The organism is Streptomyces sp. KM273126 (genome assembly GCF_004337435.2).
GTDB lineage: Bacteria > Actinomycetota > Actinomycetes > Streptomycetales > Streptomycetaceae > Streptomyces > Streptomyces acidicola.
The window spans coordinates 386,831-406,241 of the sequence record NZ_SJXB02000002.1 but is presented as its reverse complement, the minus strand read 5'-3'; the positions used below and the strand labels follow the sequence as shown (position 1 = coordinate 406,241).

Genomic DNA, 19,411 nt, shown 5'->3' with positions numbered 1-19,411 from the left:
GGGTAGGGGCGGCGGGGGCGAGGAAAAGCTCGGGGCCGGCCCCGGCCGGGGTCAGCCGAAGAAGACGCCTACCTCCTCGTACAGCTTCGGGTCGACCGTCTTCAGCTTGGCCGTGGCCTCCGCGATGGGGACGCGAACGATGTGCGTACCCCGCAGGGCGACCATCTTGCCGAAGTCCCCGTCACGGACGGCCTCGACGGCGTGCAGCCCGAAGCGGGTGGCGAGCCAGCGGTCGAAGGCGCTGGGAGTGCCGCCCCGCTGGACGTGGCCCAGCACCGTCGTACGGGCCTCCTTGCCCGTGCGCTTCTCGATCTCCTTGGCCAGCCACTCTCCGACGCCGGAGAGGCGGACATGGCCGAAGGAGTCGAGGGACCCGTCCTTCAGGACCATGTCGCCGTCCTTCGGCATGGCCCCCTCCGCCACGACCACGATCGGCGCGTACGACGCCCGGAAGCGCGAGGTCACCCAGGCGCAGACCTGCTCGACGTCGAAGCGCTGCTCCGGGATGAGGATGACGTTCGCGCCGCCCGCGAGGCCCGAGTGCAGGGCGATCCAGCCGGCGTGGCGGCCCATCACCTCCACCACCAGGACCCTCATGTGTGACTCGGCCGTCGTGTGCAGACGGTCGATCGCCTCGGTCGCGATGCCGACCGCGGTGTCGAAACCGAAGGTGTAGTCCGTGGCCGAGAGGTCGTTGTCGATCGTCTTCGGGACGCCGACCACGGGGACGCCGTACTCGTCCGTGAGGCGCGCGGCCACGCCCAGGGTGTCCTCGCCGCCGATCGCGATGAGCGCCTCGACCTCCTGCTTGGCGAGGTTCTCCTTGATCCTTCGGATCCCGTCCTCCTGCTTGAGGGGATTGGTCCGAGAGGAGCCGAGGATGGTGCCGCCGCGCGGCAGGATGCCGCGCACCGTGGGAATGTCGAGCCGCATGGTGTCGTTTTCGAGCGGCCCCCGCCAGCCGTCCCGGAAGCCGACGAAGTCATAGCCGTACTCCTGCACGCCCTTGCGGACGATGCCCCGGATGACGGCGTTGAGCCCGGGGCAGTCGCCGCCTCCGGTCAGTACTCCGACCCGCATGGAAATTGTCCCTTCGCCATACGCTGCCTGATCGCTGTACGCGCGCCGACGCGCGTCGCGGACGCGCCACATCTGACGTCAGCCACGCTAGTAGTGATCCAGGTCACTCCGACATGGGGCAGAAGGTCAATTCCGGTGAATCGCGGATGAGTTGATCAAGTCGGGATCACTCGTCCGGGTGTATCGGAGTGTTTACGCCTCGTCGAGGCCCTGCTCTATGGCATAGCGGACCAGCTCCACGCGGTTGTGCAACTGGAGCTTGCCGAGGGTGTTCTGCACATGGTTCTGGACCGTGCGGTGCGAGATGACCAGGCGTTCCGCGATCTGCTTGTAGCTCAGGCCCTTGGCGACCAGGCGGAGCACCTCGGTCTCGCGCTCGGTGAGCTGCGGCGCCTTGGGCTCGTCGGCGCCCGCGGCAGGGGCGGGCTCGGAGGCGAGGCGGCGGTACTCGCCGAGGACCAGGCCCGCGAGCCCCGGCGTGAACACGGGGTCACCGACGGCCGTGCGGCGCACCGCGTCTATGAGTTCCTCGGTGGAGGCCGACTTGAGGAGGTAGCCGGTCGCCCCGGACTTCACGGCCTCCAGCACGTCCGCGTGCTCACCGCTGGCCGAGAGGACAAGGACGCGCAACGCCGGGTTCGCGCCCACCAGTTCCTTGCACACCTGCACCCCGGGCTTCGCGGGCAGGTTCAGGTCCAGGACGAGGACGTCGGGCGCGGCGGCCTGCGCGCGGCGCACCGCCTGCTCGCCGTCGCCCGCGGTGGCGACCACGTCGAAGCCGGACTCGCTGAGGTCGCGGGCAACGGCGTCGCGCCACATGGGGTGGTCGTCGACCACCATGACCTTGATCGGGTCCTGCCGGTGCTTTCCTCCAGGTGCCCCGGACGTCTGCGTCTGCCTGCTCTCCGTCACCGCTTCTCCGCCTTCCCCCGTGAGTCCATGGAGGGCTTCGGGGCCTTGGGTACCTTCAGTTCGACTTCCGTGCCCTGTCCCGGCACCGAGATCAGGTCGGCCGTGCCGCCGATGTCGCGCAGTCGGCCCCGGATGGACAGGGCCACGCCGAGCCGACCCTCGCCCTCGGCCTGGGCGAGCCGCCCCTCCGGGATGCCGGGACCGTCGTCCCGCACCGTCACGATCACCCCGTCCGGCTCGTCCTCCACCAGGATCCATGCGCGGGCACTTTCTCCGGCGTGCCTGCGGACGTTGTCCAGGGCGGCACCGACGGCCGCCGTCAGCTCGCGCGCGGTGAGCGGAGCGAGCCGCACGGGGGCGCCGGGCTCGGAAAGGGTGACCTTGGAGCCGGCGTAGGGGGCGAGAAGGGCGCGCAGGTCGACCACGTGCGCCGCCCCGTCCGACGTGTCCGACGTGTCCAGGTCATCCGGGTCGTCCGGGTCATCCACGGCCCGTACCACTGCTCCCTGGGCCGCGTCCTCCGAGACGCGTGAGACGGGGACGAGTCCGCCGGACACCAGGGTGCGCAGGGCGACTTCCTGTTCGCCCGCCATCCGGCCCAGTTCTGCGGCCTCGCCGCCGAGCGCCGTGCCGCGCCGCTGCACCATGGCGAGGACCTGGAGCACGCTGTCGTGGATGTCGCGGGCCAGCCGCTCCCGTTCGCGAGTCGCGGCCTCGATCTCCAGGGCTCGGGCGAGGGTGCGCTCGGAGGCGCGGGCGACCTCGACGACGTAGCCGATGGCGATGGAGGCGATACAGACGAGCAGCACGTTGTGGACGGTGTCGCGGGTCGGAGCACCGCGCTCGGCGATGTTGACACCGGCCACGAGTGTGGAGGCGAAGGCCGCCCAGCGCCAGCCGCCCTTGATCGCGAAGGCCAGGACGGCGCCCGCCGTCCATATCGACGGCAGAGTGGGGCCACCGGCATCGATCCGCTCGGGGGCATCGGCGACGCGGGTGAGCAGGATGCCGGCGAGCGCGACGGCGAGGTCGGCGGCGAGGAACCCTTTGGTGCAGTTGGCCGCGTTCGCGACCCTGGGGATGGTGGCCAGCGTCCACACGGCGAGCACGGCGTAGTAGGCGACAGCCACCCAGGGGCGGGCGAACTTGTCGTTCGTGCTGGCGAAAAGGCCGATCGCGTACACCATCGTCAGGATGCGGTAGCCGGTCAGGGCACGCCACAACGGCTGCTCGACCGACATCCTCATGACTCTCTCGCGCTTGGCCATGCCCCCCATGCCCCCCCTTGTTTCCTTATTCGGTTGTTCGCCTCCAGGGCGCTCACGCCGGTGTCGAGAGCCGGACCGCTGCTCCCGCACACGCTCCCGCTCAGCGTTCGTTGTCGCCCTGTGGCTTCTCGGCCCGTTCCTTGTCTGCGCGTTCCTTGTCTGCGCGTTCCTTCTCCGCCTGGTCCTGCTCGGCCTTGGCCAGCGCCGCCTTCGCGGCTCTGTCGGCCTTCTCGGCTTCCTTCCCGGCCTGCTTCTCCGCCTTCGCCGCATCCGCGATCTGCCGCTTGGCGGCCGTCGCGTACATGTCGACGTACTCCTGGCCGGAGAGCTTCATGATTTCGTACATGACCTCGTCGGTCACCGCGCGGAGCACGAAACGGTCGTGCTCCATGCCCTGGTAGCGGGTGAAGTCCAGGGGCTTGCCGATCCGGATGCCGGGCCGCATCAGCTTCGGAATGACCTTCCCGGGCGGCTGGATCTTCTCCGTGTCGATCATGGCGACCGGGATGACGGGCGCGCCCGTGGCGAGCGTCACGCGTGCGAGGCCACCGGGCTTGCCCCGGTAGAGGCGGCCGTCGGGCGAGCGGGTGCCCTCCGGGTAGATACCGAACAGCTCGCCGCGCTCAAGGACCTCGATACCGCTCTTGATCGCCGCCTCACCCGCGCCGCGCGCCCCGGAGCGGTCCACGGGGAGCTGACCGACGCCCTTGAAGAAGGCTGCCGTCAAACGGCCCTTGATGCCGGGCGTCGTGAAGTACTCGGCCTTCGCGATGAACGTGACCTTGCGGTCGAGGACCGCGGGCAGGAAGAACGAGTCCGAGAAGGACAGGTGGTTGCTCGCCAGGATCGCGGGGCCCTCGGCCGGAACGTTCTCCAGGCCCTCCACCCAGGGCCTGAAGGCAAGCTTCAGCGGCCCTCCGACGGAAACCTTCATCGCGCCGTACAACAACCGAGTGCCTCCTGTGTCTCTCGATCAGACCTTAACCCGGAGCACTGTCAAAGGACCCTGCGGGCCCGGGGCCGGACAGTTTCCGGGGACGCCGGGGGCACGGGCCGAGTGGCCGATGGGCCTGGTCGGTGTCAGTGCGGTCGCGTACGGTGAAGTACACCTCGAAGCCCGCCAACCACAGATGTGAGGTCCGTGGGGCCTCGGGGCAGTGTTCCCGGGGTGTTCGACGTTCCGGAGCATGTCCCGTTGTAGTTCCTGCTGTTGAGTCTGTTGTTGTGCCTGCTGTCCTTCCCTGTCCTTACCTCACCGAACAGGAGACCGACGTGCCGGTCCTGCCCGGAGCCGAGCCGTACCGCCACGAGGGCGGGGAGGTCGGCGTCCTTCTCTGCCACGGCTTCACCGGTTCCCCGCAGTCACTGCGCCCCTGGGCGCGGTACCTCGCCGAGCGCGGCCTGACCGTCGCCCTGCCACTGTTGCCCGGTCACGGCACGCGCTGGGAGGACATGCAGCTCACCGGCTGGCAGGACTGGTACGCGGAGGTGGACCGCGAGCTGCATGCCCTGCGCGAGCGCTGTGCTCAGGTGTTCGTCCTCGGCCTCTCCATGGGCGGCACGCTCACCCTGCGCCTGGCCGCGAAGCACGGGGACGGTGTCAGCGGCATCGTGGTCGTCAACCCGTCGAACAAGGTGCACGGCCTGTCGGCGTACGCCCTCCCGGTGCTCCGTCACCTCGTTCCGACGGCGAAGGGCCTCACCAGCGACATCAAGAAGGAGGGCGGCGTCGAGGTCGGCTACGACCGGGTCCCGCTGCACGCGGCGCACTCCCTGCGGAATTTCTGCCGGCTGGTCGACGGCGAGCTCCCCCAGGTGACCCAGCCGATGCTGCTGCTGCGCAGCCCCGAGGACCATGTGGTGCCCCCGGCCGACTCCGCGCGCATCCTCAGCCGGGTGTCGTCCACGGACGTCACGGAGATCCTGCTGGAACAGAGCTATCACGTGGCGACGTTGGACAATGACGCGGAGCGGATCTTCGAGGAGAGCTACGCGTTCATCGCCCGGCTCGCGCCCGGCGTCGGCACGGAGACGACCGGTGCGGGACAGGTGGGCCAACAGGAAGGGACGGCCACTGGTGGCTGAGCACGACTCCGAGCGCGAGCCGGAGGAGAAGGGCGCGCTCCCCGGCGAGCGCCGCGGTGACTCGCGCGACGAGTCGTCGGGCGGGCCGGACGAGCCGGGCGGCGAGCAGCACGTGCCGTTCGACGAGGACGCGGCATGGCAGGCGATCGTCGCCGGGTACGGCGAGGAGCCGCCGGATCCGCCCGGTGCCCGGCCGTTCCGCTCGGTGGAGGACCTGGCGCTGCTGGAGTCCGAGCCGGACGCCACCTCCGACAAGGCCGCCGGAAAACCCCCCGAGAAGCCGTCCGACAAGGCCTCCGAGACGAGCACGGGCGAGGGTTCGGGCAAGAGCCTGGACAAGAAGTCCGACAACAGCTCCGACAAGCCCGCGGACCAGTCCGCCGACGAGGCCGGGCCTTCGGCCACCCAGCCGCTGGGCAGCTCCATCACCTTCGCGCCGGGTGTCGGCAGCGGCCCGCGCGACTACCAGGCGCCGGAGCCGAGCGAGGAGGACTTCGACGAGGACGACGAGGGCCACTTCATACCGCCGGAGCCGCCCCCGCTGCCCGCGGCCGACGCGACGGCCAAGTTCGCCTGGCTCGGGGTGCTCGGCGGGCCCGTCCTGCTCCTGCTCGCGGTCCTGCTCGGCTGGGACATGACCTGGTGGCTGGCCACCCTCGGCATAGGCGGCTTCCTCGGCGGCTTCGCCACGCTGGTGATGCGTATGAAGGGCGACGACGAGGACGACGACGATCCTGGTCGCGGCGCGGTCGTCTGACTCCGACGCGCACGAGGGCCCGTCCGGAAGCGTGCCGGACAGAGCCTAGGGGGCTTCTGACGGATCTCCGTGGGAGAAGGAGCGGCGTTCGGTGCGTGCTCTCGGCGTGCGGCGTGGAGGGTCATGTGGCGGAGCCACCTGTCCCTTCGCGCCGTGCGGCGAGTGGGGGTACCTCCCACGCCCTCAAGGCAGTGGGGAAGTGCCGGGCGTCGCGACGCCGCGGAGATCCGTCAGAAGCCCCCTAGCTCGCGGGCACCCTGAGGGCGGCCAGGACCGGCAGGTGGTCCGTGGCCGCCCTGAGGTCGGTCTCGGTGATTCCCGGGTGGGCATGAGGCACCCCGCAGCCCAGCACCTCGACGCCCCGCGTGGCGAGGATCGCGTCGATGCGCCGGCGGGGGTCGGCGGGAGTGAAGGTGTACTCCGTGCCCCAGGGGGCGGCGACCCGGCAGTCCTGGAGGTCGGCGGCGAGGCGCCTGAAGGTGCGGCCGTCCGGGCGCTCGTTGAGGTCGCCGCCCGCGATCGCGTGCTCCACACCCATCCCGGCGAGCCGGTCGAGGAGCATGCCACCCTGCTCGTACCGCTCGTCCTTCTGCAGACTCAGGTGACAGCTGAGCACCCCCAGCCGGACACCGCCGAACCGTACGACCGCCGTCGCGAAGCCGCGCCGGTGCAGGCCGGGGGTGAGGGGCAGGAGCACGTCCTCCGTCCGCTCTACCGTCGCCCGCAGGGAGCACAGCAGTGCCGGGCCGGAAGCGGTGGCGCCGCCCGAGAGGGTCACCAGCCCCGAGGCCGCCGCCAGCCGCGCCAGCTTCTTGCGCCAGCGGAAGAAGCGGGGGGCCTCCTGGACCAGGACCAGGTCGGGGGCGCAGGCGGTGATCACTCGGGCGAGGGCGGCGGTGTCGTCCCGCAGGGAGCGGATGTTGTAGCTGAGGACACGGATGACGGCCGAACCGTCGGGCTCAGTGCGGGAGTTGGGGAGCGGTGGCGGCGGGGTCGGCATGCGGATCAATGTACGTCGGGCCTGAGGGTGAAGCGCCTACCAACGCGGGAGTTTTGTCCGTTTACGAGTGCCGGTACGGGCCCGGGTACAGGTACGAGTACGGGTTACGGGTGCGGGTTACGGGTGCGTCGTGGACTGTCGCGCGCCCGCGGCGGAGCCGCATATGGATGCAGCCTCGCGCCCCTGAAGGGCGCGAGGAGCCAACGTGCCGCGAAATGCGGCCCTCACATGGTCGGGTCCGGCTCCCGGGCCAGGTCCGCCGCGCCCACCAGGCCCGCCTCGTTGCCGAGTTGGGCGGCGATCACGTCGGCCACCGGGCGCCAGTTGCCGCCCACCAGCCAGCGCTTGTAGGACTTGCGGATCGGGTCGAGGACCAGCTCGCCCTCGTCGGAGAGGCCGCCGCCGACGATGAAGGCGGAGGGGTCGAAGAGGGAGGCCAGGTCCGCGAGGCCCGCGCCGGCCCAGCGGGCCAGCTCGCGGTACGAGTCGACGGCCACGGGGTCGCCCTGCCGGGCCGCCATGGAGATGTGCTTGCCCTCGATGCCCTCGGGGGTGCCGTCGCCGAGGGAGAGCAGCAGCTCGGCGTTCTCGGGGGTCGCCTTGGCGCGCTGCTTGGCGTATCTGACGAGGGCGCGCCCGGAGGCGTACTGCTCCCAGCAGCCCTGCGAGCCGCAGCCGCACAACAGGCCGTCCGGGACCATGCGGATGTGGCCGAACTCGGCGGCCACGCCGAAGTGCCCGCGGCGCAGCTTGTTGCCGATGATGATGCCGCCGCCGAGGCCGGTGCCCAGCGTGATGCAGATGACGTTGCGGTGGCCCTTGCCCGCGCCGAACTTGTACTCGCCCCACGCCGCCGCGTTCGCGTCGTTCTCCACGACGACCGGCAGGTGGACGCGTGCCTCGACCTTCTCCTTCAGTGGCTCCTGGCGCCAGTCGATGTTGGGGGCGAAGTAGACCGTGGACCGCTGGCGGTTGACGTAGCCGGCGGCGCCGATACCCACGCCGACGATCTCGTGTCCGGCGCGGGCGCCTTCGACGGCGGCGGCAATGGCGTCAACGATCGCCTCGGGCGTGCCAGGAGTCGGCACCTTGTGAGTCGAGAGGATGTTGCCTTCCTCGTCGACCACACCGGCCGCGATCTTCGTGCCGCCGATGTCGACGCCGATGGTGAGTCCCATGAATCCCTCAGTTTCGGTCGAGCCCCGCTACGGCCAACCGTACCCGAGGCCCTGCCACCGGGTTCCGGTCGGCAGGGTCTCAACAGGGACGTCAGTCCAAGTCGATGCGCTCCCCGGGGCCCGGGTCGTCGCCCTGGTCCCGGCGGTCGGTGTCGGGGTTGGTCCAGCGCCTCTCCTGGCCCTCGACGGCCGAGCGGTACGCGGCGAGCAGCTCGGAGCCGGCGGCGGCCAGGTGGTCGAAGACGTCGGGGTTGCGTTCGATGACGGGCTCGACGGCGGCCTTCGCCTGCCGGACGGCCTGGTTCAGCATCTGCTGGGCCGTGCCCGAGGCGACCGCGCCGAACAGCGGTGACTGGATGCCGGACAGCTTGTCGGCGACGGCGTCGACCAGCTTGCGCAGTTCCTCGGCGGCCGAACCCGGGGGTGGTCCGTACTGGGCGCGGCGCCGGGCCTTCTCCGCCGCGAGGTCCTCCTCGCACGCCGTCGCCCAGGCATCGGGGTCGGTGACGTGCACCTCTTCGGCCGCCTCGTCCTGAGCCTTCCGTCGAGCGGCGTCGTCGGACGTGGGGCGCTCTTCGCTCATGGCGGACTCCTGCCTAGGGTTCGTACCTTCGACGTTACCCGAACGGCGGTTACTCGTTCACCGCCCCGCGGGCCACAGCTCCGGGTCCGGGGCGAACCGGATCCTGAGCTCGCCCTCGCGCAGGGACGCTCCGTCCACCGTGCAGCGGCGCAGGGCCGACGGGAGCTGGATGATACGGCGGAACTGCCCCGCGGTGACGACGAGTTCGTCGCCGCGGCGGATGAGGTCCAGCTCGTCGCGTATCGCGCCGGGCAGGGGGATGTGCCAGGCGAAGACCCTGCCGCCGCCCTCGTCTGCGGGCTGTTCGGTGACGGGCCACTCGACCGGGGCGGGGTCCGGGTTGACACCGGGCAGGTCGAGCGCGGTGAGGTCGTCGCCGCCGCGGGGGTCGCTGCCGAGGTGGGTGACCTCGTGGACGCCCGGCCCGCCGCCGTACGCGTCCCGCCAGCTCTCCAGGGCCTTGCGCTGCTGGGCCACGAGGCCCGCCAGCCAGGTGTCGTGCGTGGTGTGGGGCAGGACGCGGTTGGCGACGAGCACGTCGACGCGCAGGCGGTGCAGGGCGAGGCCGACGGTGGCGGTGCGGATGTGGTCGGTGCCGCTCGGTCCCGGTTCGGCGACCAGCCTTACGGTCGTGGACCGCTCCTCAAGGACGGCCTGCACGGCGGCCAGTTCGCCGTCCCAGCGGGCGGCCGTGTCGTACAGCCACTCCGAGGGCAGCGGCACGCCCGCGAGGCGGCCGAGCACGGGGCGCAGGGCGCGGGCGGCCTGCCGCTCCGGGGGCAGCAGGCGGCGCAGATAGCGGCGGAGCTCCTCGGGGAGTCCGAGCAGCGCGACTGCCTGCGGGCCCGGGGGCAGGTCGACGACGAGCAGGTCGTACGCCTCGGAGAGCACCGCGTCGCGCAGGGCGCGCAGGAGGGCGAGCTCCTCGGCGCCGGGCAGCGGGGTGAGTTCCTCGGCGTCGAGGCGGGAGGCGCCGAGGAGGTCCAGGACGGAGGTGGCCCGCTCCTGGAAGGCGACCAGGTCCCCGCGGAAACCCTCCGCCGCGTCCGGCCGCCACGCGGTGAGCCCGGTGGCCGCCTCCACGGGGTCGGCGCCCGTGGGTACGCCGAGTATCGCGCCGAGGGTGTCGGTGCGGTCGGCGCTGAGTACGAGGGTGCGGGTGCCCTCGCGGGCGGCCTTGAGGGCGGTGGCCGCGGCGATCGTCGTACGGCCGGCGCCGCCGGGGCCGGTGATCAGGATGGTGCGCATGGGCTCCGCCTCGGGGCCGGGTCGTCTCGTCTGCCTGGTCGGGGTCGGTGGGCGGCTGCGGGTTGTCTTGGGCTTGTCGCGCCCGCGCGGCGGAGCCGCATATCGACACAGCCCCGCGCCCCTTAATGGGGCTCCGCCCCCTACTTCGGGTCCGACTCCACCCGCTTCTTCAGGCCCGCCAGCGCGCGGTCGATGATGACCTTCTCCGCCTTGCGCTTGATCATGCCGAGCATGGGGATCTTGACGTCGACCGTGAGCCGGTACGTCACCTCGGTCGCCCCGGCACCGGCCGGCTTGAGGATGTAGGAGCCGTCGAGGGAGCGCAGCATCTGGGACTTGACCAGGGTCCAGGAGACCTCGTGGTCGCCGGTCCAGGTGTATCCGAGGACCTGGTCGTCCTTGATGGCTCCCGCGTCCATGACGAGACGGACCTGCTCGGCCCGGCCCTGGTCGTCGGCCTGGAGGACCTCCGCCTCCTTCACCTCGCCCGTCCAGTCCGGGTAGCGGGCGAAGTCGGCGATCACGCCCATGACGTCGGCCGGTGCCGCCTCGATCGTGATGCTCGAACTGGTGTGTTCCGCCATCGCCGTGGCTCCTCCAGATGCGGTCCGGTGAGGGAGGGTCGTACGCACGCGTGTGCAGCGTCAGGGCCTGTTCTGAGTTCCCCGTCGTCCGCGCGAAGCGCGGGCGCAGCGGCGGTCGGTGCGTGCGATCGGCGTGCGGCGTCGCAGGTCATGTGGCGGAGCCACCTGTCCTGCGGCGCCGTGCGGCGAGCGTGCGTGCCGGGCGCCGCTGCGCAGGCGGGGAACTCAGAACAGGCCCTTAGGCTACCGCGCGCCCGCCCGAGCCTCGGCACCCCACCTGGGGGTCACCACTCCAGTGCCCAGGGTTTCCCGCTCCCCGCGAAGTGCCCGACGTTCACACACTCGGTCGCCCCGATCCGCATCCGCCGTACCAGCGGCTGGTGGACGTGGCCGAAGAGCGCGTACCGGGGGCGGGTGCGGCGGATCGCGTCCAGCAGGGCCCGGCTGCCCCGCTCGAAGCGGCGCGCCACCGTGTCGTACACCAGCTCCGGCACCTCCGGCGGGATGTGCGTGCACAGCACGTCCACCTCACCGACGGCCTCGATCTTCGCCGCGTACTCCTCGTCGCTGATCTCGTACGGGGTGCGCATGGGGGTGCGCAGGCCGCCGCCCACGAAGCCGAAGGTCCAGCCGCCGATCTCCACGCGCTCGCCGTCCAGCACCGTGATGCCCGGTCCCGCGTACTCCGGCCACAGGGTCGGCATGTCGACATTGCCGTAGGTGGCGTACGTCGGAGCGGGGAACGCGGCGAACAGCTCGGCGTACTGCTTGCGTATCGCCTTCTCGATCACGGTGGCCCGTTCCGAGCCGATCCCGGCCCAGAGCCGGGCGCCGAACGCGCGGGCCTCCTCGAAGCGGCGGGCGGTGCGCAGCTCGACGATCCGGTCGGCGTTCTCGACGCCGAACAGGTCGGGGAAGATGCCGCGCGAGTGGTCGGCGTAGTCGAGGAAGAGCACCAGGTCACCGAGGCAGACCAGGGCGTCGGCACCCTCGCCCGCCCGGGCCAGGTCGCGCGCGTTGCCATGCACGTCGCTGACCACGTGGATGCGCGTCCTGCCGCTGCCGCCTGGTGTGGGTGCCATGGTGATCAAGCGTAGGGGCGTGGCGCAAAAGTGAACAGAGGTGGCCGGACTTGTGGTTACTGGCCAGTTGCGAATTCCGTGGACTACTGTGCGCGAAGGAAAGCCTATTGACGTGTGACGGAGAAAACATCTCGCCCGACCCCCTGTCATAGAAGGGATACCGACGGGTAACGTCCGGGCAGTCCAGTTGTGCTCAGGATTTCAACAACTCAATCCGAGAGCACCTGCCCGAGTCCTGGACCGACCGTCGCAGCACGCAGAGTCGGGTGCCGGCGCCCTATGAGGAGCAGCAGTCTTGCGCGAGTTCAGCCTTCCGGCTTTGTACGAGGTCCCCACGGACGGCAATCTCACCGACATCGTCCGGAGAAACGCCGCGCAGCACCCCGAAGTCGCCGTGATCGCCCGCAAGGCGGGCGATGCCTGGCTGGACGTCACCGCCGCCGCCTTCCTGGCCGAGGTGCGGGCCGCCGCGAAGGGACTCATCGCCTCCGGGGTCCAGCCGGGTGACCGGGTCGCGCTGATGTCCCGTACCCGCTACGAGTGGACGCTGTTCGACTTCGCGATCTGGTCCGCGGGCGCCGTCACCGTGCCGGTGTACGAGACCAGCTCGCCCGAGCAGGTCCAGTGGATCCTCAGCGACTCGGGCGCGACCGCCTGCATCGTGGAGCAGGACAGCCACGCGGCCGCCGTCGAGTCGGTGCGCGACCGGCTGCCCGCGCTCAAGAACGTCTGGCAGATCGAGGCCGGCGCCGTGGAGGAACTGGACCGCCTCGGCCTGGACGTCACCGACGCGACGGTCGAGGAGCGCAGCTCGCTGGCCAAGGCCGACGACCCGGCGACCATCGTCTACACGTCCGGCACGACCGGCCGCCCGAAGGGCTGTGTGCTCACCCACCGCAGCTTCTTCGCCGAGTGCGGGAACATCGTCGAACGGCTGCGTCCGCTGTTCCGTACCGGCGAGTGCTCGGTGCTCCTCTTCCTGCCGCTCGCTCACGTCTTCGGGCGGCTGGTGCAGATCGCGCCGATGATGGCGCCGATCAAGCTGGGCAACGTCCCGGACATCAAGAACCTCACCGACGAGCTGGCCAGCTTCCGGCCCACGCTGATCCTCGGTGTGCCGCGCGTTTTCGAGAAGGTCTACAACGCGGCACGCGCCAAGGCGCAGGCGGACGGCAAGGGCAAGATCTTCGACAAGGCGGCGGACACGGCCATCGCGTACAGCAAGGCCCTGGACACCCCGTCCGGTCCGCCGCTCGCGCTGAAGGTCAAGCACAAGCTGTTCGACACGCTCGTCTACAGCAAGCTGCGGGCGGTTCTCGGCGGCAAGGGTGAGTACGCCATCTCGGGCGGCGCCCCGCTGGGCGAGCGCCTCGGCCACTTCTTCCGCGGTATCGGCTTCACGGTCCTGGAGGGCTACGGACTGACCGAGTCCTGCGCGGCCACCGCCTTCAACCCCTGGGACCGGCAGAAGATCGGCACGGTCGGCCAGCCGCTGCCCGGTTCGGTGATCCGCATCGCCGACGACGGCGAGGTGCTGCTGCACGGCGAGCACCTGTTCAAGGAGTACTGGAACAACCCTGGCGCGACCCAGGAGGCGCTGGCGGACGGCTGGTTCCACACCGGTGACGTCGGCACCCTCGACGAGGACGGCTATCTGAGGATCACCGGCCGCAAGAAGGAGATCATCGTCACCGCGGCCGGCAAGAACGTGGCCCCGGCCGTGATCGAGGACCGTATCCGCGCGCACGCGCTGGTCGCGGAGTGCATGGTGGTGGGCGACGGGCGGCCGTTCGTGGGCGCGCTGGTCACCGTCGACGAGGAGTTCCTGGGCCGCTGGGCCGCCGAGCACGGCAAGCCGGCGGGCTCCACCGCGGCGTCGCTGCACGAGGACGCCGACCTTGTGGCCGCGATCCAGTCGGCGGTCGACGACGGCAACGCCGCGGTGTCGAAGGCGGAATCGGTGCGGAAGTTCCGCATTCTGTCCTCCCAGTTCACCGAGGACTCGGGCCATCTCACGCCGTCGCTGAAGCTCAAGCGCAGCGTGGTGGCGAAGGACTTCGCGGACGAGATCGAGGCGATCTACCGGGGCTGAGCCCCCGCCCGGCCGGCCCTCATCGCGCGATGTCCTCGGCCACGACCCGCGCCATCGTCCGTTCCGCGAGCGCGGTGATCGTCACGAACGGGTTGACCCCTATCGACCCGGGCACCAGCGAGCCGTCCGTGACGTACAGCTTCGAACAGCCCTTCACGCGCCCGTAGCCGTCGGTCGCCTTCCCCAGCACGCAGCCGCCCAGCGGGTGGTACGTGAAGTCGTCGGCGAAGACCTTGCTGGCCGAGCCGAACAGGTCGTAGCGGTAGATCGTGGAGTTGGCCGAGTTGATCCGGTCGAAGAGCTTCTTGGCCATGGAGACGGACACCGCGCTCTGGGCGGCGCTCCAGCCGAGCTTCGCCGAATCGTTCGCCGCGTCGTACGTGAACGAGGCGCGCTCCGGGTTCTTGGTGATCGCCAGGTAGAGGCTGACCCAGTGCTCCAGTCCCGTGGGCAGCGGGGCGATCTCGGCGAAGACCGGGTTGGCGCTGTTCGCCCAGTCGTCGATGCCCATGACGGGCATGGTGGACTGGTTCGCCCCGACGGTGTCCCACAGGTGGTTGGCGCGCCCGAGCATCACGTTGCCGTTCGTGCCCCAGCCGCCGCCGACGCTCGCGTCGAGGGCGGGCAGGGTGCCCTTCGCCCGTGCCCGGACCAGGAGTTCGGTGGTGCCGACGCTGCCCGCGCCGAGGAAGAGGTAGGTGCAGCCGTACTCCTTGGTCTCGACGACGGCGCCGGTGTCGTCGATGCGGTCGACGGTCACGACGTACGTCCCGTCGCTCTCCCTGCGTATCCCCCTGGCCCGCTCCATGGTGTGGATCGTGACGTTGCCGGTGCCCAGCGCCGAGGCGAGGTACGTCTTGTCGAGGCTGCGCTTGCCGTGGTTGTTGCCGTAGATGACCTCGGCCCCGAGCGCCGACTTGGTGGCCGTGCCGGCGGCCTCGCGCTGCATGTAGGCGAAGTCGTACACGCTCGGGACGAACGTGGTCCTCAGACCGGCGTTCTCGGCGTGCTTGCGGGAGATCCGGGTGAAGCGGTACCACTCCGTGGACTCGAACCAGGCGGGGTCGATCGTGTTGACACCGAGCATGGAGCGGGCGCGCGGGAAGTACGTGCCGTACATCTCCGCGGTGTCGACGGTGGGGAACTGCTCGGCGAAGTACGACTGGAGGGGCGTGACGGCCATGCTGCCGTTGACCAGCGAGCCGCCTCCGACACCGCGTCCCACGTACACGGACATGTTGGCGAAGCGGACGCGGTCGAGGACGCCGGGGTAGGGGCTGATGTCCCGGTTGACGACGTCCAGCCAGAGAAACGTGGCGAGCGGCGCCTCGGTGCGCGTGCGGAACCACATTGATCTCTGGTCGGGCGCGTTGGTGGGACAGAACACCTTGCCGTCGGAGCCGGCGGTGTTCCAGAGTCTGCCCATCTCGATGACGAGCGTGCGGATGCCGGCCTGACCGAGGCGCAGGGCGGCCACGGCGGCGCCGTAGCCGGAGCCGATCACGATGGCGGGCGAGTTGTCGACGGCCTCGGGCTCCACGGCGTGCGCGGCCTGGAGGCCCACTCGGGTGAGACCGAGGGCGGCGGCCGACTGCAGTGCGGCGAGACCGAGCAGGCGGCGGCGAGAAAGGTGACGGTGCGTCAGTTTTTCTGTCATGCGCACAGAATGCGCGGGCGCCCTTATCCTTACCAGAGATACTCGATATCCCTTTTGCCCCTTGCGCCTCTACAGCAACTGCTTCAACTTCTCCGCCAGCAGGTCCCACCGCCACTTCTCCTCGACCCACTCCCGGCCCCGCTCCCCCATGCGGCGCCGCAGCTCCGGGTCGTCGAGGACGGTGAGGACGCGGTCGGCCGCCTCTTCCGGGGAGCCGCCGCGGACGACCCAGCCGGTCTCACCGTCGAGGACCGCGTCGGGGGCGCCGCCGGAGTCTCCGGCGACGACGGGCAGCCCCGTCGCGGAGGCCTCCAGGTACACGATGCCGAGCCCCTCCACGTCCAGCCCGCCCCGGCGCGTACGGCACGGCATGGCGAAGACGTCTCCGGCGCCGAAGTGGGCGGGCAGCTCCGCCCAGGGCACGGCTCCGGTGAAGCGGACGGAGTCGGCGACCCCGGTCTCGTACGCGAGCCTGCGCAGATCCTTCTCGTAGGGGCCGCCGCCGACGATCAGCAGCACCGTCTCGGGCTGCCGGGCGAGGATGCGCGGCAGCGCCCGGATGAGCGTGTCCTGCCCCTTGCGCCGGACCAGCCGGGAGACGCAGACCACGACCGGGCGGTCGGTCAGACCGAGGCGGGCACGGACCTCGTCGCCGCCCGAGCCGGGGTGGAAGGTCTTCTCGTCGACCCCGGGCGGGAGCTGCACCATACGTCCGGCCGCGGCCGGGGTCAGCGCGGTCGCGATCCGGGAGCGCGTGTACTCGCCGAGGTACGTGATCGTGTCCGTGGACTCCCCGATGCGGCGCAGCAGCCCGCGGGCGGCGGGCAGCTGTGCCCAGCCCGCCTCGTGCCCGTGCGTCGTGGCCACGAGCCGCTCGGCGCCCGCCCTGCGCAGCGCGGGCGCCATCAGACCGAGCGGCGCGGCCGCCCCGAACCACACCGAGGTGCAGCCGTGCTCCCGCAGCAGCGACACCGCGCGCCGCGTGGCATCCGGAGTCGGCAGCAGCATGGTCGTCCGGTCGCGTACGACGGTGAAGGGCTGTTCGGCGTCGAAGGCGGCCGTCGCCTCGACGCCCTCCCGGCTCCGCCTCCAGGTGGACGCGTAGACGACCAGCCGCTCGGGGTCCAGCCGCAGCGCCATGTTGTGCAGGAAGGCCTGGATGCCGCCGGGCCGGGGCGGGAAGTCGTTGGTCACGATCAGGGTCTTGTGCATCGCCGCCGACCCTACCGGGCGGGTCCCCGCACCGGACCTGACCGGGTTCCCCACGGCCGGGCCCGGCCACGCCGCGAGCTCTCTCCCAGGTGGACAGGACATCATGTCCCCACATACGGGACACACGAGCAAGGGCGGAGGTGGACATGGCGGCGGGCACACAGCGGTTCCCGGTCGGGCTCCTCACGGCCTGGACCGCGACCAGGCTGCTCCTGTTGCTCTTCGTCCTCAGGTTCCTCGTCTTCCCCGGCCCGGACGTGACGACCGACGTCTCGGTGATCTACCAGGGCTGGTACGAGGTCCTGCGCGGCGGCACATACCCCTTGGGCGACGTGACGTGGCAGTACCCGCCCGGCGCCGCGCTCGCGATCCTCTCCCCCGCCCTGCTGCCGTTCCTGGGCTACGCGCCGGCATTCTTCGCCCTGGTCCTCCTGTCCGACCTGGTGGTCCTCGCGCTGCTGTGGTCCGCGGGGACGCGTCCCGGCGGGGTGCGGCGCGGCGCCTGGGTGTGGGTCGTGGGCGTGGCGCTGCTCGGGCCGACCGTGTACGCGCGGTACGACGTGATGGTGACGGCGGTCGCGGTGGCCGCGTTGCTCGCCGGAGCGCGTCACCCGCGCGTGATGGGGGCGCTCGCGGCCTTCGGCGCGCTGCTGAAGGTGTGGCCGGTGCTGCTGCTCGTGGGGGCGAGGAAGCGCGCGGCGTGGCTCTCCGCCGCGGTGACCGGCTCGGTGCTGGCGGCGTTGTTCGCGGCCTGGATGCCGGGCGCCTTCGCCTTCCTGACCTTCCAGCGCGAGAGGGGCACGGAGATCGAGTCCCTGGGCGCGCTCGCCCTCCACGTGGCCCGCCAGTTCGGCTGGGAAGGCCAGGTGCTGCTCAACTACGGCTCGGTCGAGTTCCTCGGCCCGTACGTCGACGTCGTCAGCATGGCGGCCCTGCTGCTGAGCGCGGGGGCCTTCGGCTGGCTGGCGCTGTGGCGGGTGCGCGCCAGGCGGTTCGCGCCGCACACGCTCGCGGAGGCGGCCTTCGTGGCGGTGCTGATGTTCACGACCACGAGCCGGGTCATCAGCCCGCAGTACATGGTGTGGCTGGTCGGGCTCGCCGCGGTCTGCCTGTGCTTCAGGGCCGGCCGGATGGTGGTGCCCGCGTACCTGGTCCTGGCCGCGTGCCTGCTGACCGTGCTGGAGTTCCCCGTCTGGTTCGACCACGTGGTCGCGAGCGACTGGCTGGGCGTCCTTCTGCTCTTCGCCCGCAACGGCCTGCTCGTCCTCGCGACGCTGTTCGCCGCGCTGGAGCTGTGGCAGGACACGGTCGGCATCCGGCGCGAACAGATGGTTCACCGGCCCGAGGAGCGACGTCCTCAATCGCCGGACGGGCTGCTCGATCCGACGGCCCCTGGCCAGTAGGAGTCCTCCACCAGCCTCGGCTGAGGTTCAGACCAGCTGGGCCCGCAGATACGCCCGCCACTGCTCCGTGAACCGTTCCGGCGTCGTGCCGAGCACGTCCCGCAGCGCGCCCTCCACGGCGCCCGCGCGCCTCTCGTGGTCCGCCACGGCCCGGTAGAACTCGTTCAGCCGGACCTCGCCCCAGCGGTCCGCGATCATCCGGCAGGCCAGCCACCCGCTCTCGTACGCCTGCGCCAGCTGCGTCGCGTTGCCGCCGAAGCCGAAGTCCGCGTCCGTGGGCAGCCGGCTCGGTGTGCGGCCCTCCAGCACGGCGCGCTGCAGTTCCGGTGCGACCTGGACCGCCGTGCGCCCGGCCCCCCGGTAGCCGACCCAGTCGGCAAAGCCCTCGGAGAGCCACAGGGGCGTGGCCGCGGTCGTGGCCGCACGGGTGGCGACGTGGGTGGTCTCGTGGGTGAGCACGACCTGCCGGCCGAGGCCGCCGAGGACGCCGTACGCGTCGGGGTTGACGATGATCCGGTCCGCGGGCGCCTTCGGGGAGCCTCCCGTCTCGCCCGTGGTGACCGCCGCGATCCCCCGGTACCCGGACGCGGGGGCGCCGAGCAGCCCGGCCATCCCGTCCAGCGACCGGGGTACGAGGACGACGACCCGCCCCGCCCAGCCGTCGCCCCACGCCTCGGTCACCGCGGGCACGGCCCGGTCCGCCAGCGCCGCGTACCCGCGCAGCGCCGAGGCCGACTGCCCGACGCCGAGGACGAGGCTGCGCTCACCCTTCACGGCCCGGACGGCGCCCTGCTCCCACAGTTGCTCGGCGGCCTTCTCGGCGGGCTCGTCGGAGGCGACGTACCAGGTGCCGTCGTCGCGGGTCAGCGTCAGCGCGCGGGCGGCGGTGACGGGGGCCTTGTCGTACCCGCGTATCCGGTAGCGGAGTTCCGCCTCGGCCGTCGCCCGGTCCCCGGAGCGGTGGAAGCCGGTCAGGCGGTACGACCAGGACGCGAGCGGAAGGCCGCGCAGGTTCGCGAACTCGGCCGCGCCGGCGGCAGGGTGGGCCCGGCCGCCGGACACAGGCGCCTGAGTCCCCCGGTACGCCGACTCGTCCCGCTCCAGGACGGCCTCCGCGCGCCGGTCGAGCACGTGCTGGACGTCGGTCCTCGCCGCATCGGGTGCGGGGCCGCCTCCGCAGCCCACGACAAGGGCCAACGCCAAGGACAGCCCTGCCCGCACCGCATGCCGTCGACCCGCCACCTTCCCGATCGTACGGTGACCCGCCGCA

17 protein-coding genes are annotated in these 19,411 nt (G+C 71.3%); 4 read left to right on the top strand and 13 right to left on the bottom strand.

The features are described 5' to 3' along the window. Positions 1 to 51 precede the first annotated feature (51 nt). The 4 genes from E0500_RS32385 to E0500_RS32370 form a co-directional block, all read right to left on the bottom strand. Positions 52 to 1,080: a 6-phosphofructokinase gene (locus E0500_RS32385; RefSeq protein ID WP_131565835.1), complete on the bottom strand. Its 1,029-nt coding sequence runs from the start codon at positions 1,078 to 1,080 to the stop codon at positions 52 to 54. Between the two features lie 192 nt (positions 1,081 to 1,272). After that, the gene (locus tag E0500_RS32380; protein WP_131565843.1) at positions 1,273 to 1,920 is read right to left on the bottom strand and encodes a response regulator transcription factor; all 648 of its coding nucleotides are present in this window, start codon (positions 1,918 to 1,920) and stop codon (positions 1,273 to 1,275) included. Positions 1,921 to 1,988: 68 nt separating this feature from the next. Continuing rightward, positions 1,989 to 3,260: a MacS family sensor histidine kinase gene (macS, locus tag E0500_RS32375; protein ID WP_131565833.1), complete on the bottom strand. Its 1,272-nt coding sequence runs from the start codon at positions 3,258 to 3,260 to the stop codon at positions 1,989 to 1,991. Between the two features lie 100 nt (positions 3,261 to 3,360). Beyond that, positions 3,361 to 4,194 (bottom strand): 1-acyl-sn-glycerol-3-phosphate acyltransferase, encoded by an 834-nt coding sequence (locus E0500_RS32370; RefSeq protein WP_131565831.1) that lies wholly within the window; start codon positions 4,192 to 4,194, stop codon positions 3,361 to 3,363. A 338-nt stretch (positions 4,195 to 4,532) separates the two neighbouring features. Here E0500_RS32370 and E0500_RS32365 point away from each other — a divergent pair, with 338 nt between their 5' ends. Next, the gene (locus E0500_RS32365) at positions 4,533 to 5,345 is read left to right on the top strand and encodes a carboxylesterase (protein ID WP_131565829.1); all 813 of its coding nucleotides are present in this window, start codon (positions 4,533 to 4,535) and stop codon (positions 5,343 to 5,345) included. Next, on the top strand, positions 5,338 to 6,102 hold the full coding sequence (locus tag E0500_RS32360; protein ID WP_181587307.1) for a hypothetical protein: 765 nt from the start codon (positions 5,338 to 5,340) through the stop codon (positions 6,100 to 6,102). The genes E0500_RS32365 and E0500_RS32360 overlap by 8 nt, the downstream gene beginning before the upstream one ends. A 241-nt stretch (positions 6,103 to 6,343) precedes the next feature. Here E0500_RS32360 and E0500_RS32355 read toward each other — a convergent pair whose 3' ends face one another. The 6 genes from E0500_RS32355 to E0500_RS32330 all read right to left on the bottom strand — a co-directional run bounded on the left by E0500_RS32355 (position 6,344) and on the right by E0500_RS32330 (position 11,777). After that, the gene (locus E0500_RS32355) at positions 6,344 to 7,102 is read right to left on the bottom strand and encodes an endonuclease/exonuclease/phosphatase family protein (protein WP_131565827.1); all 759 of its coding nucleotides are present in this window, start codon (positions 7,100 to 7,102) and stop codon (positions 6,344 to 6,346) included. A gap of 224 nt (positions 7,103 to 7,326) precedes the next feature. Beyond that, on the bottom strand, positions 7,327 to 8,280 hold the full coding sequence (locus tag E0500_RS32350) for an ROK family glucokinase (protein WP_131565825.1): 954 nt from the start codon (positions 8,278 to 8,280) through the stop codon (positions 7,327 to 7,329). 91 nt (positions 8,281 to 8,371) lie between these two features. Further along, complete coding sequence (locus E0500_RS32345) at positions 8,372 to 8,863, bottom strand: DUF5304 domain-containing protein (protein WP_131565823.1); 492 nt, start codon at positions 8,861 to 8,863, stop codon at positions 8,372 to 8,374. 57 nt (positions 8,864 to 8,920) lie between these two features. Next, positions 8,921 to 10,111 carry an ArsA family ATPase gene (locus E0500_RS32340; RefSeq protein WP_131565821.1) on the bottom strand — a complete coding sequence of 397 codons (1,191 nt, stop codon included), beginning with the start codon at positions 10,109 to 10,111 and terminating at the stop codon, positions 8,921 to 8,923. A gap of 140 nt (positions 10,112 to 10,251) precedes the next feature. Beyond that, positions 10,252 to 10,695: an SRPBCC family protein gene (locus tag E0500_RS32335; protein WP_131565819.1), complete on the bottom strand. Its 444-nt coding sequence runs from the start codon at positions 10,693 to 10,695 to the stop codon at positions 10,252 to 10,254. A gap of 284 nt (positions 10,696 to 10,979) precedes the next feature. Then, positions 10,980 to 11,777 carry a metallophosphoesterase gene (locus tag E0500_RS32330; RefSeq protein WP_131565816.1) on the bottom strand — a complete coding sequence of 266 codons (798 nt, stop codon included), beginning with the start codon at positions 11,775 to 11,777 and terminating at the stop codon, positions 10,980 to 10,982. A 295-nt stretch (positions 11,778 to 12,072) separates the two neighbouring features. On the opposite strand from E0500_RS32330, the gene E0500_RS32325 reads away from it, so the two are divergent. Continuing rightward, the gene (locus E0500_RS32325) at positions 12,073 to 13,869 is read left to right on the top strand and encodes a long-chain fatty acid--CoA ligase (RefSeq protein ID WP_131565814.1); all 1,797 of its coding nucleotides are present in this window, start codon (positions 12,073 to 12,075) and stop codon (positions 13,867 to 13,869) included. A gap of 19 nt (positions 13,870 to 13,888) precedes the next feature. Here E0500_RS32325 and E0500_RS32320 read toward each other — a convergent pair whose 3' ends face one another. Next, positions 13,889 to 15,526 (bottom strand): GMC oxidoreductase, encoded by a 1,638-nt coding sequence (locus E0500_RS32320; protein WP_131565812.1) that lies wholly within the window; start codon positions 15,524 to 15,526, stop codon positions 13,889 to 13,891. 69 nt (positions 15,527 to 15,595) lie between these two features. Beyond that, positions 15,596 to 16,738, bottom strand: coding sequence for a glycosyltransferase family 4 protein (locus tag E0500_RS32315; RefSeq protein WP_131565809.1), 1,143 nt, complete (start codon positions 16,736 to 16,738; stop codon positions 15,596 to 15,598). 146 nt (positions 16,739 to 16,884) lie between these two features. On the opposite strand from E0500_RS32315, the gene E0500_RS32310 reads away from it, so the two are divergent. Beyond that, complete coding sequence (locus E0500_RS32310) at positions 16,885 to 18,141, top strand: glycosyltransferase 87 family protein (RefSeq protein ID WP_131565807.1); 1,257 nt, start codon at positions 16,885 to 16,887, stop codon at positions 18,139 to 18,141. Between the two features lie 27 nt (positions 18,142 to 18,168). Here E0500_RS32310 and E0500_RS32305 read toward each other — a convergent pair whose 3' ends face one another. Beyond that, positions 18,169 to 19,383 (bottom strand): hypothetical protein, encoded by a 1,215-nt coding sequence (locus E0500_RS32305; protein ID WP_165935073.1) that lies wholly within the window; start codon positions 19,381 to 19,383, stop codon positions 18,169 to 18,171. Positions 19,384 to 19,411 lie beyond the last annotated feature (28 nt).